This window comes from Streptomyces xinghaiensis S187 (genome assembly GCF_000220705.2).
Taxonomy (GTDB): Bacteria; Actinomycetota; Actinomycetes; order Streptomycetales; family Streptomycetaceae; genus Streptomyces; species Streptomyces xinghaiensis.
Genome location: NZ_CP023202.1, coordinates 5354382 through 5369707, shown reverse-complemented (window position 1 = coordinate 5369707; position 15326 = coordinate 5354382). Strand labels below are relative to the sequence as shown.

Annotated in this window: 14 protein-coding genes and 2 pseudogenes; 11 read left to right on the top strand and 5 right to left on the bottom strand. The window is 72.5% G+C overall.

All coding sequences use genetic code 11. The features are described from left to right. Positions 1–33: 33 nt before the first annotated feature. The gene (merA, locus tag SXIN_RS22925) at positions 34–1458 is read right to left on the bottom strand and encodes a mercury(II) reductase (RefSeq protein ID WP_016325362.1); all 1425 of its coding nucleotides are present in this window, start codon (positions 1456–1458) and stop codon (positions 34–36) included. 126 nt (positions 1459–1584) lie between these two features. On the opposite strand from merA, the gene SXIN_RS22920 reads away from it, so the two are divergent. The 7 genes from SXIN_RS22920 (at position 1585) to SXIN_RS22890 (ending at position 6554) form a co-directional block, all read left to right on the top strand. After that, positions 1585–1962, top strand: a complete 378-nt coding sequence (locus SXIN_RS22920) for an ArsR/SmtB family transcription factor (protein WP_016325363.1) — start codon at positions 1585–1587, stop codon at positions 1960–1962. Beyond that, positions 1959–2261, top strand: coding sequence for a mercuric transporter (locus SXIN_RS22915; RefSeq protein WP_016325364.1), 303 nt, complete (start codon positions 1959–1961; stop codon positions 2259–2261). Before SXIN_RS22920 ends, SXIN_RS22915 begins: the two co-directional genes overlap by 4 nt. Positions 2262–2387: 126 nt before the next feature. Next, the gene (locus tag SXIN_RS22910) at positions 2388–2957 is read left to right on the top strand and encodes a TlpA family protein disulfide reductase (protein WP_016325365.1); all 570 of its coding nucleotides are present in this window, start codon (positions 2388–2390) and stop codon (positions 2955–2957) included. After that, positions 2957–3916, top strand: coding sequence for a cytochrome c biogenesis CcdA family protein (locus SXIN_RS32815; protein ID WP_019709287.1), 960 nt, complete (start codon positions 2957–2959; stop codon positions 3914–3916). Before SXIN_RS22910 ends, SXIN_RS32815 begins: the two co-directional genes overlap by 1 nt. 79 nt (positions 3917–3995) lie before the next feature. Next, positions 3996–4631 carry a vitamin K epoxide reductase family protein gene (locus SXIN_RS22900; protein WP_016325367.1) on the top strand — a complete coding sequence of 212 codons (636 nt, stop codon included), beginning with the start codon at positions 3996–3998 and terminating at the stop codon, positions 4629–4631. A gap of 120 nt (positions 4632–4751) precedes the next feature. Further along, positions 4752–5105 (top strand): hypothetical protein, encoded by a 354-nt coding sequence (locus tag SXIN_RS22895; RefSeq protein WP_019709286.1) that lies wholly within the window; start codon positions 4752–4754, stop codon positions 5103–5105. Between the two features lie 72 nt (positions 5106–5177). Further along, entirely contained in the window at positions 5178–6554 is a 1377-nt protein-coding gene (locus SXIN_RS22890; RefSeq protein WP_016325368.1) for a dihydrolipoyl dehydrogenase family protein, read from the top strand. Positions 6555–6592: 38 nt separating this feature from the next. Here the strand turns inward: SXIN_RS22890 and SXIN_RS33085 are convergent. Then, positions 6593–7046 (bottom strand): annotated as a pseudogene (locus SXIN_RS33085) (winged helix-turn-helix domain-containing protein); the annotation flags it as partial. Between the two features lie 140 nt (positions 7047–7186). Here SXIN_RS33085 and SXIN_RS22875 point away from each other — a divergent pair. The 3 genes from SXIN_RS22875 to SXIN_RS22865 all read left to right on the top strand — a co-directional run bounded on the left by SXIN_RS22875 (position 7187) and on the right by SXIN_RS22865 (position 9315). Further along, positions 7187–7462 (top strand): hypothetical protein, encoded by a 276-nt coding sequence (locus SXIN_RS22875; protein WP_019709285.1) that lies wholly within the window; start codon positions 7187–7189, stop codon positions 7460–7462. Between the two features lie 225 nt (positions 7463–7687). Continuing rightward, complete coding sequence (locus SXIN_RS22870; RefSeq protein ID WP_019709284.1) at positions 7688–8728, top strand: N-acetylmuramoyl-L-alanine amidase; 1041 nt, start codon at positions 7688–7690, stop codon at positions 8726–8728. A 266-nt stretch (positions 8729–8994) separates the two neighbouring features. Further along, positions 8995–9315: a hypothetical protein gene (locus SXIN_RS22865; protein ID WP_019709283.1), complete on the top strand. Its 321-nt coding sequence runs from the start codon at positions 8995–8997 to the stop codon at positions 9313–9315. Positions 9316–9527: 212 nt separating this feature from the next. Here SXIN_RS22865 and SXIN_RS22860 read toward each other — a convergent pair whose 3' ends face one another. Next, complete coding sequence (locus SXIN_RS22860) at positions 9528–10955, bottom strand: RtcB family protein (RefSeq protein ID WP_019709282.1); 1428 nt, start codon at positions 10953–10955, stop codon at positions 9528–9530. 110 nt (positions 10956–11065) lie between these two features. Beyond that, positions 11066–11524 (bottom strand): archease, encoded by a 459-nt coding sequence (locus SXIN_RS22855; RefSeq protein WP_019709281.1) that lies wholly within the window; start codon positions 11522–11524, stop codon positions 11066–11068. 342 nt (positions 11525–11866) lie between these two features. Here SXIN_RS22855 and SXIN_RS22850 point away from each other — a divergent pair, with 342 nt between their 5' ends. Continuing rightward, positions 11867–14182, top strand: coding sequence for a sulfatase (locus SXIN_RS22850; protein ID WP_192883621.1), 2316 nt, complete (start codon positions 11867–11869; stop codon positions 14180–14182). 78 nt (positions 14183–14260) lie between these two features. Here SXIN_RS22850 and SXIN_RS22845 read toward each other — a convergent pair. Beyond that, a pseudogene (locus tag SXIN_RS22845) lies at positions 14261–15325 on the bottom strand (transcriptional regulator); the annotation flags it as partial. Position 15326 lies beyond the last annotated feature (1 nt).

Below are 15326 nucleotides of genomic sequence, written 5' to 3'. Positions count from 1 at the left end.
GCGCGGGTCCTTTGCGGTGGTGGGTGGGGTGGGTCAGCCGGCGCAGCAGGAGAGCTTGGCGACGTCGGAGGTGAAGGTCTGGGCGGCGAGCTTCAACGCTTCGGCCATGGTCAGGTAGGGGTGCCAGGTGCGGGCGAGCTGGTCGACGGTGAGGCCGGCGGTGATCGCGTAGGTGGCGGCGGTGATGACGTCGCCCGCTCCCTCGGCGAGGACGTGGGCGGCCAGCAGCTTCCCGGTGCCGCGTTCGGCGATGAGCTTGACCAGGCCGCGGGTGTCACGGTTGACCAGCGCCCGGGGCACGTTCTCCAGGGACAGGGTGCGGGTCTGGTGGGCGATACCGGCCTCGGTCAGCTGGGCCTCGGTCAGTCCGACCGAGGCGATGGCGGGGCTGGTGAAGGTGACCTTCGGCAGGGCGGTGTAGTCCAGGGTGCGCTCGGCGCCGTCCAGGGCGTTGTCGGCGACCAGGGTGCCGTGCGCGGCGGCGACGTACACGAAGTCCGGGTGGCAGGTGACGTCTCCGGCCGCCCAGATGCGGGGGTTGTCGGTGCGCAGGTACTCGTCCACCACGACCTCGCCGCGCTCGCCGGTCTTCACCCCGACCCGCTCCAGGCCGAGGCCGTTGGTGACGGACCGTCGTCCGGTGGCGATGAGCAGGTGGCTGGCGCGCACCTGCTGATCGCCGTCGGGGCCGGTGAGGGTGGCGAGGATGCCCTCGCCGTCGCGGCGGACCGCACGGAGCTGGGTGCGGGTGTGGACGGTGATGCCCTCCTCGCGGAAGATGTTCTCGATTCCGGCGGAGATCTCCGGCTCTTCCCGGGAGGCCAGGCGGGAGCGGACGGCCAGGGTGACCCGGCTGCCGAGGCGGGCGAAGAGCTGGGCCTGCTCCAGACCGACGTAGCCGCCGCCGAGGATCAGCAGGTGCTCGGGGAGCTGCTGGAGTTCCATGGCGGTGGTGGAGGTCAGGTAGTCCACCTGGTCCAGGCCGTCGATGTGCGGCGCGGTGGGGGCGGAGCCGGTGGCGATCAGGTAGTGGGCGGCCTCGACGGTGGCGGTGCCGCCGTCGTTCAGCGCGACCTCCAGCATGGGGCCGTCGGCGAAGGTGGCGGTGCCGTGCACGATCTGCCAGCCGTACTCGGCGGCCAGGTCGGTGTACTTCTCCGCCCGCAGCTGCCCCACCAGCGTGTCCTTGCCGCTGATCAGCGCGGGGAAGTCCAGCGCGGGCTCGGTGGCCTGTATGCCGGGGAACCGGCTCGCCGCCTGGGCGCCGTGACGGGCCTCGGCGGCGGCCAGCAGCGCCTTGGACGGCACGCAGCCGACGTTCACGCAGGTGCCGCCGGTGGTGCCGCGCTCGACCATCACCACACTCCTGCCCTTGTTGCGGGCCGCGATGGCCGCGGCGAATGCGCCGGCGCCCGAGCCGATGATCGCCAGGTCGTAACCGGTGTGTGCCTGGAGCACAGCACTACCTCCCTCAGTGGGGTCCAGCGCCGGACGCCGGACCCATTCCTATGCGGCTTGCCGTATTGCAGACCGCCACCTTACTATGCGGGCAGACGAATAGCTGCTGGTGGAAAGGCCCTGCCCATGAAATCCCCTGCCCTTGCCGGATCCCTGGCCACGGCCGAGGTGCCGTGCACGCACCTGGACACCACGGCCCGGTTCTTCCGCGCGCTGGCCGACCCCACCCGGCTGAAGCTGCTGCAGTTCATCCTGCGTGGCGAGCGCACCAGCGCGGAGTGCGTCGAGCACGCCGGTATCTCCCAGCCCCGGGTGTCGGTCCACCTGTCCTGTCTCGTGGACTGCGGCTATGTGAGCGCCCGCCGGGACGGCAAGAAACTGCGCTACTCCGTCGGCGACCCCCGCGTCGCGGATCTGGTCATGCTGGCCCGGTCGCTGGCCGCCGACAACGCCGCCGCCCTGGACTGCTGCACCCGCATCCCCGGAGAGGGGGAGCAGCGATGACGCCTCCGCCCACCCAGCCCGGTGACCGCCGCGGCGGCCTGCTCGGCACCCTCGCCGTCGTCGGCGTCGCCCTGCTGCCGATCATCTGCTGCGCCGGGCCGGTGCTGCTGGCCAGCGGCGCCCTGGCCGGACTCGGCGGGGTGCTGGTCAGCCCCTGGCTGCTGGCCCCGGCCGCGGTCCTGCTGGCCGGCGCTCTCACCTGGTGGCTGCGCCGCCGCCGCACCGGCAACGGCGATGCCTGCTGCCTCCCGGCCCCCCGCACCGACCAGCACGACCGCGACCTGCTCCGCAAGCAGTGACCCGGCCGGCGCCCGGCTCACGCCCCGCCCGCCGTTCTGCCGGTCACCGCCGCGCTCCCCCATTCGCTCCCTGCCGACCGGGACCGCCCGTCCAGTCCCGGACTTCGAGGAAGGCCCGCACCACCCATGACCTCACCGTCCCCCACCGCCCGCCGCACCCGCCTGCGCCGCCGTACCGCCCTGGCTCTGGCTGCGGCTGCCACCGCTGCGCTCACCCTGTCCGCCTGCGGTACCGACACCAAGGCGAACACCCCCGCCACGAGCGCTGGCAGCGGCAACGCCGCCGCTGCCAAGGCGGACACCGTCGCCCTCCTCGACGACACCACGCTGGCGGTGCCCGGGGACAAGCCCTCCGCCCTGTTCTTCTTCTCGGTGGGCTGCGGCGAGTGCGCCGGCGGGGCCAAGAGCCTGGACAAGGCCGCCCAGGCGTTCGACAAGGCCGGGAAGAAGGCCAACTTCCTCGCGGTGGACATGGACCCGAACGAGTCGAAGCAGACGATCATGCAGTTCCTCGACTACATCAAGGCCCCGGCTCTGCCCGCCACCATCGACAAGGGCGCCGCCCTCTCCCAGCGCTACCAGGTCGCCGCGCTGTCCACACTGATCGTCGTCGCCCCGCAGGGCAAGGTCACCTACCGGGCCACCGACCCCTCCGCCGACCAGATCCAGGACGCCCTGAAGAAGGCAGGCGCGTGATGAACGGCCTGCTCGCCCTCGCCTTCGCCGCCGGGATGCTCGCCCCGGTCAACCCCTGCGGCTTCGCCCTGCTGCCCGCCTGGATCACCGCCGCCCTGGGCGACAGCGACGCCTCCCCGCTGCCGGTACGCCTCACCCGCGCCCTGCGCTCCGGCGCCGCCCTCACCCTCGGCTTCGCCGGCACCCTCGCAGCCGCCGGACTCATCGTCAGCGCCGGAGCCCGCGCCCTGATCCAAGCCGCCCCCTGGCTGGGCCTGGCCACCGGCATCCTCCTGCTGCTCCTCGGCGCCGTCATGCTCACCGGCCGCACACCCAGCCTGCGGCTGCACCTGACCACCAGCACCCGCCGGTCGGCGGGCCCCCCGACCGCCCGGCGCATGGCGGCCTTCGGCGTCGGCTACGCCGCCGCGTCCCTGTCGTGCACCTTCGGCGTGCTGCTCGCCGTCATCGCCCAGGCCCAGGCCACCGCCAGCTTCGCCGGGCTCCTCGCGGTCTTCGCCGCCTACGCCGCCGGATCGGCCGCCGTCCTGCTGCTCGTCGCGGTCACCACCGCCGCCGCGGGCGCCGCCCTCACCCGCAAGATCACCGCCCTGGCCCGGCACGGCACCCGCATCACCGCCGCCGTCCTCGTCCTCACCGGCGCCTACCTGGCCTGGTACTGGTACCCCGCTGCCACCGGCGGCGCCACCACCGCCGCCCCCGGCGGCGGCCTCGCCACCTTCTCCGCCACCGCCACCGCCTGGATCCAGGCCCATACCACCGCCATCGCCGTCACCGCCGTGGTGGTCGTCCTCGCTGTGGCGGCCGCCGCCATCCGCCACCGCACACGGCAGCCGGCCCGCCACTCCACTCCCACCGGGACAGCCCCCTCCGCCGCCGCAGCGGACGACTGCTGCGCGCCCCAGCCCGTCCCCACACCGGCCTCAACCGACCGCGACAGCGACGGCCACTGCTGCTGACCGCGCCCACGCCCAGACCCGCTGCGGCCGGGAACAGACCAAGCCCCCGCCGCGGGCAACTGCCGGAACGGAACCCCACATGACCACGACAGCAGCCCGCGACACGGCCTCCCCGGCCGAGCGGAGAAGCCCGCACGCCCCGATCGGCGCCAACCGTGCCTTCGCGCTCCTGCTGCTCCTGGGCGGCTTGCTCGGCCTGCTCGCCTCGGCCGTGCTCACCCACGACAAGATGAAGCTGCTCGCCAACCCGAACTATGTCTCGGCGTGCAGCATCAACCCCGTCTTGTCCTGCAACAACATCATGAAGAGCTGGCAGGCATCCACCTTCGGCTTCCCCAACCCTTTCATCGGCTGGGTCGCCTTCCCCGCCGTCATCGCCATCGGCGCCGGACTGCTGGCCGGCGCCCGCTACCGGCGATGGCACTGGTGGGGCCTGCAGGCAGGCACCGTCTTCGGTATCGGCTTCATCACCTGGCTGCAGTACTCCTCGCTGTACGCCATCGGCGCGCTGTGCCTGTGGTGCACCCTCGTCTGGGCCGTGACGATCCTCATCTTCTGGTACACCACCGTGCACAACATCCGCCACGGGCTCATCACCGTCCCCGACCAGGTGCGCCGCACCGTGGCCGAGTTCCACTGGACGGTGCCCGTGCTGTGGATCGGCATCATCGCGATCCTGATCCTCACCAAGTGGGGCAGCGCCCTGTGGGCCTGACCCCTCCCCGATACCCCGGCCCCGCCCCCGTCGGGCCGGGAGGGCGGCCGGCTGCCGCATTCCCCCGAGCCGCAGCCGGCCACACCCTCACCCCGTCCGCCCAGCCCCCGAGTCCAGTCGATGCGCACGGCGCCCCCCAACGTCCTCAACCGGCTCCGTCGGATGCTCGGCCACCTCCTGACGGCCACCTTCGCCGCGCTCGGGACCTTCGGCGCGGCTCTGGGTGCCGGGCTGTCCTTGATCGGCCTGTGCTGCAGCGGCCCGGCGCTGGCCACCGCAACCGCGGGCGGCGCAGCCACCGGGGCCACTGCCACCGCTACCCCTGTGACCTGGCCGCTCTGGGCCAGCGGGGCCGTCTTGCTCACCGCCGCCGCGCTGTGGCATCGGCGCCACCGCACCGCAATCAGCCGTCGCTTGCCACCCCCATCCGCCGAACGGCCGCACCCCTCCGGCCCCACCGGCCCGTACGGCTGAGGATGCCTTAAGGCCCCTGTACGCACCGCCCGCACCGGATCGGCAAACAGAAGACGGAGAGGGAGTTTTCGCATGGTCGAGCGATATGACGCCTTGGTGATCGGCGGCGGCATGGCCGGACTGCCCCTGGCCCTGCGCGCCGCCCGGCACGGCCGGGTCGCCTTCGTGGAGAAGGAGAAACTCGGCGGCACCTGCCTCAACCGGGGCTGCATCCCCACCAAGACGATGATCGCCTCCGCCGCGGTGGCCCACCAGGTGCGCCGCGCCGCCGAGTTCGGCGTGACGACCACAACCCCCACCGTCGATCTCGCCGCGGTCGTCGCCCGCAAGAACCGGATCGTCGACACGATCCGCTCCGGCTCCTACAAGACGGTCGGCAAGGCCGATCAGCTCGACTTCTACCCCGCCGAGGGACGCTTCACGGCACCGAGGCGGCTGCGCGTGGATGGCACCGACCTGGAGGCCGACAAGATCTTCCTGGTCACCGGTCTGCGTACCACCATCCCCCCGATCGACGGCCTCGATGCCACCCCGTACTACACCTCGCGCACCCTGCTGGACCTCACCGAGCTGCCCGAGCACCTGATCGTGGTGGGCGGCGGCTACATCGGCTGCGAGTTCGCCCAGATGTTCGCCCGCTTCGGCTCCCGCGTCACCCTCATCCAGCGCGCGGACCGCCTGCTGCCCTCCGAGGACCCCGACATCTCCACCGCCGTCACCGACGGCTTCACCACTGACGGCATCACCGTCCTCACCGCAACGACCTGCACCGCCGTCGACGGCCGCCCCGGCAACATCCGGGCCGGCTGCCAGGGCAGCGAGACCGGCGAGATCACCGGCAGCCACCTCCTCATCGCCACCGGCCGCACCCCCAACACCGACACCCTGGGCCTGGAACACCTCGGCCTTGAGCCCGACGCCCGCGGCTTCCTGCCCGTCGACGACCTGCTGCGCACCGGGGCCGAGGGCGTGTGGGCGCTCGGCGACATCCGCGGCGGGCCGATGTTCACCCACACCGCCCGCGACGACGCCGACATCGCCTACCGCACCACCTACCGCGGCCAGGACCGCTCCACCGCCGGACGCGTCGTCCCGCACGCGGTGTTCACCGACCCCGAGGTCGGCTCCGTCGGCCTGACCGAACCCGCCGCCCGCGCCACCGGATATGACGTCCTCATCGGCCGCCAGGACTTCACCGGAGTCGTCAAGGCCCGCGCCATCGGCAACACCCGCGGCCTGATCAAATTCGTCGTCGACGCCGCCACCGACCGCATCCTGGGCTGCCACATCGCCGGACCCGACGGCGGCAACCTCGTCCACGAAGCCGTCATCGCCATGACCTGCGGCGCCACCTACAGCGACATCGCCCGAGCGATCCACATTCACCCCACCCTCGCCGAGGGCGTCAACACCGCTGCCGGCGGCGTCCACCGGGAGATCGGCACCTGACCCGCGCGCGTCAATGTAGGGAACCGCTCAGGATCGCGAGCTCTCCACAGCCAGGCGTCCCGGTCCCTCACCGTCTTTCCACCCGTGGCCACGTCTCCTTGACCCACGTGGCCACGGCCTCCTCGTCGCGTTCGGCAGCCCGCCGCACCGGCACCTGAACCGTCCAGCCCATCTCGCGCAGGATGCGCCAGGTCTGGACCTGGATGAAGCACACGTGGAAGCGCCGGGCGATCACGGTGGCCACCCGGGCCAGCGTCCAGCGCTGATCCTCCGTCCAGCCGTGCGCGGCGGGTCCCTTCTCCAGTTCCGACGGCAGCCAGGCCCGCACTCGGGCTTCATCCGCGACGGACGTCCGGACGACCCCTTGGACCGCAGCCCCTCAACGCCGTCTTCTCGCCAGCGGGCATGCCAGGCATAGGCGGACTTCCGTGAGACCCGCAACCGCCGTGCTAGCTGCGGCGGCGTCACCCCTTGCGTGAATAACTCGGCAGCCAGCGCGAGTCCCATCTGGGCTCAGCCGCGAATACGCGACACCTGAACATGCGAGCTCACCAGTCCCGGAATACTGCAACTCTCGAATACCGACACTTCACCAGTGGCACTCCGACACCCGTGACGCGGTGGTCGCCGGGGTGACGGGTTCCCGCACGCATCCGCACGCCCTGGCGGTGGTCCTGCCCGGCGACGACACCCCCGTCCTCACCTCCCCGCTGGCCCCCGCGGTCCGCGCGCAGCTCGCCGGGGCCCTCGCGGCTCTGCCGCCGGGCGGGGAGCCGGCGGCGGCCGAAGCCGTGACCACGGACGGAACGCCGTATCTGCCCGTACCGCCGGTGCTGACGGTGGAGGTGCGGCAGAGCTCGACCCGCCATCCCCTGACGACGGTCGGCCGGCTGCGCCTGCCGGAGTGACGGCCGGTCACCGCGGTCCGCGTCAAGGCCCGTTACCGGCCAATTCCCGGCGTTTTGCCCGGAGGGCGTTTCCGCACCGGCGCGTCACGGGCATCACCACTGAGCCAACACGCCGAGACTCTCGAAGTCCGTTGATATTACGGATAGTTGGCTACCTTCTCTGTTCCCGGCATGTCCCGCCCCCACGGCGTGCCCTCTTCCATCCAGCAGTCCAAGGGATGCCCCATGGCCACACCCCTCTCCGCGAGCCGGCTCCTCGCAGCGATCAAGGCCGAAGGCTGCAAGGTCGTCGAGTACAAGAGCTGGCGCACCCACAACCGCAACCACAAGGGTCCCTGGGGGCCGGTGTACGGCGTGATGATCCACCACACCGTCACCTCCGGCACCGACTCGTCCGTGGCCCTCTGCTACAACGGGCACAGTTCGCTGCCCGGGCCGCTCTGCCACACCGTGGGCGCCAAGAACGGCACGCTCTACATGGTGGGCAACGGCCGGGCGAACCACGCCGGTTCGGGTGACGACGACGTCCTGCGCGCCGTCATCGACGAGCGCGCCCTGCCGGCCGACAACGAGGCCAACACCGACGGCAACCGCTACTTCTACGGCATCGAGCTGATCAACCTCGGCAACGGCCGCGACCCGTGGCCCGAACCCCAGCTCGACGCCGCGGCCCGCTGGGCCGCCGCCATCTGCCGCGCGCACGGCTGGAACGAACGCTCCGTCATCGGGCACCTGGAGTGGCAGCCGGGAAAGGTCGATCCGCGCGGCTTCACCATGAGCAGTTTCCGGTCCCGCGTGAAAGCCCTGCTCTCACGCCCGCCCGGTCAGGACAACACCGCCCCGGAGGACGACGTGCCGCTCTACCTCAGTCTCGGTATGCACAAGGAATTCACCATGGTTCCCGGAACCTGGTACTCGGTGGCCTGGGACCAGGAGTGGTCGGACCCGCTCAAGCACCACGCCGCGGGCGGCCGCACGTTCGCGACCAACTGCCAGTACAACGGCGTGGCCTCGATACGGGTCCGCGGCCTCACCCCGGGCCGCGAGCTCCAGGCCCGCATCGTCGAGGACGACGCCTCCGGCGACACCGTGCAGCATCATCCGATCGGTGAGACGCCCGGCACCGCCGGGAGCACCTTCCTCGCCTTCCCCTTCTCGGGCAAGGCGCGCAAGGACCGCAAGATCAAACTTCAGATCGCGCACTACGGCGAGGAGCCGGTGACGGTCGAGAAGAGCTATCTCAAGGCCCAGGTCTGGCCGAACTGACCACGCCTTCCCCGCCCTCGAACGGGTGGCCGGGGCGGGGAAAGCCGGGGGTGGCGTCCGGGGACCGAACCCGGACGCCACCCCCGGCCCCGTCCCCGGGCCCGGTCCGCCGCCCCGGAGGGCCACTGGGACGAACAGACATACCGAAAAACCCCTATCCGGGCTCTATCCGGACCATGTGCCACCTAAGCCGGGAAAAGGATGGTTAGCCTCTATCCACCCCATCCGGTTCGCCGGATGACATCACTGGAGGAAGAGGAGACCTCATGCGCAAACTGCAGAAGGCCGCCATCGTCATGGCCATGCTGGGGACGGTCGGGATCTTCGGGACCGGCACCGCCGCGGCCCAGTCGGACATCCAGTCCGACCGCGGCCAGATCCGCTACGAGCAGAGCTACGACCAGGAGAGGTACACCGAGCACCGCGGCCGGGGCCGGGGTCACGGCCACGGCCGCGGACACGGCCGCTGGGGCCACGGACGCGGTCACGGCCACGGCCACTGGGACCGCGGACGCGGTCACCACCGCGGCCACTGGGGCCACGGACGCGGGCACCACCGCGGCCACTGGGGCCACGGCCGCCGGTGACCACGGACGGACGCCGGACCCGGCCCCGACTCCGCGCCCGGCACCCGTCCCGCTCCACCCGCTCCACTCGCTCCACCCGCACCGGTCCGACGTCCTCCGGCCGGCGGCCCTGAAAGCCCCCGGCTGATCACCTCCACCGTCGTCGGACCGCGCCGGAGACCCCCTGCCGCTCCCGTTGGCAGGGGGTCTTCGTGTGCCGCGCCGACGCTCCGTCAGCCCTTGACGACGCCCAGCGGCACCAGACGGGCGACGAGCCGGGCGAGGCCGGCGCCCTCCGTGACGTCCGCGACCACGTCCACGTCCTTGTACGCCTCCGGGGTCTCCTCGGCCAGCCCCCGCCAGGAGGACGGCCGGACGGCCACGCCCTTCGACTCCAGGTCGGCGCGCAACCGCTCGCCGCGGACCGCGCGCAGCGCCTGATGGCGGCTCATCACCCGGCCCGCGCCGTGGCAGGCGGAGTGGAAGGCGTCGTTGCCGGGCAGGCCGGTCATGACGTACGAGGCGGTGCCCATGGTGCCGGGGACGAGCACCGGCTGTCCCGCCTCCGCGAGGTCCTCCGGCAGGTCCGGGTCACCCGGCGGCAGGGCCCTGGTCGCGCCCTTGCGGTGGACGCAGAGCCGGCGTGGCCGGCCGTCCACCTCGTGCGTCTCGACCTTGGCCATGTTGTGCGAGATGTCGTACACCAGGTCGAGACCGGTCCCGAGTGCGGTGGTGAAGGCCCGGCGGGCCGCCTCGGAGAGCAACTGCCGGTTGGCGCGCCCGTAGTTGGCGGCGGCCGCCATGGCGCCCAGATAGTTGCGGCCCGGGGCCGAGTCGACCGGGGCGCAGGCGAGCTGACGGTCCGGCAGGCGGATGCCGTAGCGGTGCAGCGCCCGGTCCATCACCTTCACATGGTCGGTGCACACCTGATGGCCCAGTCCGCGCGAGCCGCAGTGGATCATGACGCAGACCTGGTCCGGCCGCAGCCCGAAGACCGCCGCCGCCTCCGGATCGTAGAGGTGGCCGACCGCCTGGACCTCCAGGAAGTGGTTGCCGGACCCCAGACTGCCCACCTGCCCCAGTCCCCGCTCCACCGCCCGCCGGCTGACCTCGCCGGGCGCGGCGCCCTCCAGCGCCCCGGAGTCCTCGCAGCGTTCCAGATCGCGGGGCACCCCGTGGCCGTGCTCGACGGCGTACCGGGCGCCGTCCACCAGCAGGTCGTCCATCGCGTCCGGGCCGGGCAGCTCCCACAGGCCGCCGCGTCCCATGCCACGCGGGACGGTGCGGCCGAGGATGTCCATCAGCCGCTCGAAACCACCGGGGTCCAGTTCCGCACGGGTCGTCCCGGCGGCCAGCAGCCGCACCCCGCAGGAGATGTCGAAGCCGACGCCGCCGGGCGAGACGACACCGCCCTCATCGATGTCGGTGGCGGCGACCCCGCCGATCGGGAAGCCGTATCCCCAGTGCACATCGGGCATCGCGTACGAGGCGCGGACGACGCCGGGCAGGGTCGCCACGTTCGCGACCTGCTCCAGGGCCTTGTCCCCGGCCGCCTGCGGCAGCAGCTCGCGCGAGGCGAAGACCACCCCCGGCACGCGCATCGCCTCCCGCTCCTCGATCCGGAAGCGGTACGGGGTCTCCTCCGTCAGTACGATCTCCACATCTCCACCTCCGGTCCGCCGGGGCCGCGCCGCCATTCGGCCGGCCCCCTTCTCCCGCCACCGCGGCCGTCCCGGGTCCGGGCGGGTCCGGGCCCGGCTCCGGGCGGGTCTCAGACGTCGAGGGTCACCGCACAGGCCCATTCCCCGGAGTCACCGCGCAGCCGGAGGTCATGCAGCGAGACGGCCTTGGGCACGGCACCGACCAGCGGAGTGCGGGAGGCGTCGGCCATCCGGCAGCGGACGGTGGCGGCCCGGCCGCCCTCCCCGCCCCGGATCGGGCCCACCACGGTCTCCAGGGGGATCTCGCCGTCGGCGTCCAGGCGGTAGACGGCCTCATCGAGGACGGAGACCAGCAGGTCCTCGTCGGTCGCCGCCGTGACCTCGAACGTGCGCTCGGCCACCGCCACGGCCCCGGAGACGTCCGCGAAGCTCTCGACGGCGGCACGCACCGCCTCGGCGATGCACCGCTCGGCCGTCTCCGCCCACGCCTCCACCCGCAGGTCGGCGGTGTGCGGCACGGTCCGGTGGCCGCTGGCGCGCGGCCGTCCGCGAGCCTCCGTCCGGTCCACGCCACCACCTCTCCGCGACGTCCCGCACACGGCCGGGCGCCGGCGCGCCACCGCGCCCTTCCGTCCAGGCTCACCCGGCGCCGCGCCGGCGGCAACCGGGGCGGGAGGGCCGGGCACGGAAGCGCGGAGGGCTCCCCGGGCCCGGCGACCGCCGGGACAGCAGGCGGCCGGCCCGGGGGGTGCGGACGGCCACCGTGCCGTCACGACCGGCAGTTTCCCTCGCGTGGCCCGCCCGGTTGATTGAGTGGTTACCGCCGACCGGCCGTACCCCTAACGGCGGGCCCCGCTCCCGGGCCCGGCCCGCCGTGCCACTACCGGGCTTCGCATGGAAGGACCCTCGGGTTGCCGCTCTCTCGTCAGCTTCCGACAACGGACAACGCCACCAAGGAGGACGGCCCGGCGCCGGACGACTCCCGGGAGCGCACACCGGACGACACCACGACCGCGGACCCGGACCGGGCCGCCGCCACGGACACGGACCGGGGCACCGCGACGGGCCACGGGGACACCGCCGCCGGCGGTACGGACGGGCGGGACGCCGCCGGCCCCGGCGCGGATGACGCCCCGGCAGCCGCCGGTACGGACCCGGGCGGCACCGGAGCCGGGGACCAGCGCCCCGGAGGCGACACCGCCCCCGCAGGCGACCGCGCCCGCGCAGGCGACGAAGCGGACCACGGCCCCGAACAGCCGTCCGCCGCAGAGGAGTCCACCGCAGAGGAGTCCGCTCCGGCCGGGCGGCCCGCCGGGACCGAAAACCCCGCCGTCGGCCCCGGAACCGTCAATCCCGCGGACGAGCCCGCCCCGGCCCGCACCCCGGACGGCCCCGCAGGCGGCGCCTCCGAGGGCAGCCGCCCCGCCGGAACCCCCCGGCGCCCCTGGCGCCGCGGCCCGCACGGCCGGTGGCGGGCCGGACACCCCGCCGCGGCGAGGGTCCTGACGTACGGGACGACGGCCCTGGCCGTCCTGCTCGTCTTCACCGCGCTCGTCATGCCGAACGGGCTCAGCCGGTTCACGCCCTTCGCCTTCACGCGCCTCCCCGGTGAGGCGGTCGTCGCCGCAGCCGTCCTGCTCTTCCTGCCGCCCAGGCCCCGGCGGTGGGTCGCGGCGCTCTCCGGGGCGGGCCTCGGGCTGCTGCTCGTCCTGAAGTTCGTCGACATCGGCTTCTACTCGGTGCTGAGCCGGCCGTTCGACCTGGTGCTCGACTGGATCCTCTTCGAGGACGGCCACTCCTTCCTGGAGTCCACGGTCGGCGGGACCGCCGCGACCGCGGCCGTGATCGGCGCGGTGACCCTGGCCGCCGCCGTGCCCGTGCTGATGACACTGGCGGTGATCCGGCTGAGCGAGATCCTGGTCCGGCACCGCGCGACGGCCACCCGGACCACCTTCGTCGTCGCCATCGTCTGGATCACCTGCTCCGCGATCGGCCTCCAGATCGGCAGCACGCCGGTGGCCTCCAGCGCCGCGGCGAAGCTCGTCAAGGACCGGGTGAAGCGGGTCGAGGCGGGCATCGAGGACGAACGCAAGTTCGCCCGGGTGGCCGCCGTCGACGACTTCGGCGACACCCCGCCCGACGAGCTGCTGACCGCCCTGCGCGGCAAGGACGTCCTCTTCGCCTTCATCGAGAGCTACGGCCGGGTGGCGATCGACGAGAACCCGGAGATGTCGCGGCTCATGAGCGCGGCCCTCGCGGAGGACACCGACCGGCTGGACAAGGCCGGGTTCTCCTCCCGGAGCGGCTTCCTCCGCTCCCCCACGACCGGCGCCGGCAGCTGGCTGGCCCACTCCACCCTCTGGTCGGGCCTCTGGGTCGACAACCAGCGGCGGTACCGCACCGTGACGGCGAGCGACCGCCTCACCCTCACCGGCGCCTTCCAGCGCTCCGGCGCCTGGCGGACGGTCGGCATGATGCCGGGCGTCACCCGGGCCTGGCCGGAGGGCAAGTTCTACGACTTCGACGCCATCTACGACTCCAAGGAACTCGGTTACCAGGGGCCGAAGTTCAGCTGGACGCCGGTACCCGACCAGTACACCCTGTCCGCCTTCGAGCGGCTGGAGCGCGCCAAGAAGGACCGTGACCCGCTGATGGCGGGGATCATCCTCGCCACCAGCCACAACCCGTGGGCGCCCATCCCGCGGATGATCGGCTGGGACGAGGTCGGCAACGGCTCCGTCTACCACGCCATGAAGGAGGAGGGGAAGGACCCGGAGGAGGTCTGGAAGGACCCCGAGCAGGTGCGCACCGAGTACCGGCGCGCCGTCGAGTACTCGATGGACAGCCTGGTCTCGTACCTGGAGGAGTACGGCGACGAGGACACCGTGCTCGTCGTCCTCGGCGACCACCAGCCCGTCCCGACCGTCGCCGGTGAGGGGGCCAGCCGGGACGTACCGATCTCGATCGTCGCCCGGGACGAGGCCGTGCTGGACCGGATCTCCGACTGGGAGTGGGACGAGGGCCTGAAGCCCGGCCCGGACGCCCCGGTCTGGCGGATGGACACCTTCCGCGACCGCTTCCTGACGGCGTACGGCCCGGAGGCCGGGGCCCTGTCCGCGTCGCAGCCGGAATCGGACGCGGACGCGGACGCGGACACGGAAGCGGACGCGGACACGGAAGCGGACACGGACAAGAACGCGGACCCGGACAAGGCGGCGAAGCGGTGACCGCCGGCCGGTGACCACCGGCCCGCACCGGCAGGGGTGAGCCCCGGGCCCGAGGGCCCGGGGCTCCCGCGTTCGCGGCTACGCCGCTGCGGTGAGTTCCCTCACTCGCTCGTTGAAGTCCGCCACCAGCCGGTGGCCACCGAAAGGCCGCATTCGCCGCTGAATGTCGTACACGGCTTCCACTGCACGCGAGGACTTGACCTGCCTGGTGAGGTTCAGAGTCCGAACGCCAGCCGCGTGGGCGGCCTCCAAGTCCTTCCGCTGCAGGTGAGAGACCGCGAGAGCTGCCTGGGACATGGCTCCCCGCCGAGCACGTCTCTGGCTCCTGGCATGGCCGATGGACTTCCGGGCATGCTCTTCCGCGGACTTGGCATCACCAAGGTCCCGGAACGTGTTGGCGTGCTCGCCATGCAGGTACGCGGGGTCGATGAACGCCGCCCACTCCGGCTGGTCCCCCGATCCGGCCCTGTCGTATGCCCGCTCCGACTCGACCACGGCTCGAACCGCCGCTGCCTTGTCGTTGAGCGATGCGAGCGCTCGTGCTTCCAGGCACCAGAGGTCCGCCAGGCAGGCAGGTGAGTCCACGTGGGACAGCCCGAGGCGCCCGGCCTGGGCCAGGCGACGCCCTTCGATCGGGTCCCCGTGCAGCGTGGCCTGATCTGCCATGCCGGCCAACACATGGGAGCCCAGAGCGGCGTTTCCGGATTCCTCGGCGAGACGCAGGGACTGGATCAAGTACCTCTGGGCTACGCCATGCTCGCCATTGTCATAGGCCATCCACCCGAGAAGGTACGTCTGCTCGGCCGCGGCTTCGCAGAGGGCACGTCGGACGTCTTCGCTGTAGGTGCGACGAAGCAGCGGATAGACGTGGTGATTCATGTACTCGGCGAGGATCAGGCGACCGGAGCCGCCTCCTTGGAGCACGTCCATCCTTTGAAACTCGCTGAACATGTTCTTCACCGCTGTCACGTCCTCAAGACGCACGCGGGGGCCCGGCTCACGGCTGTGGTCAAGGGTGCTCATCAGCCAGTCGCGCGACGGGCCCACGCCGGCGAGGGCTGCGAACGGCACACCTGCGAGGAAGTTACGTCGATCCACGTCAGCCCTCCCGAGATCCGCGACAACCTCCACGGTAGCCGCGTAG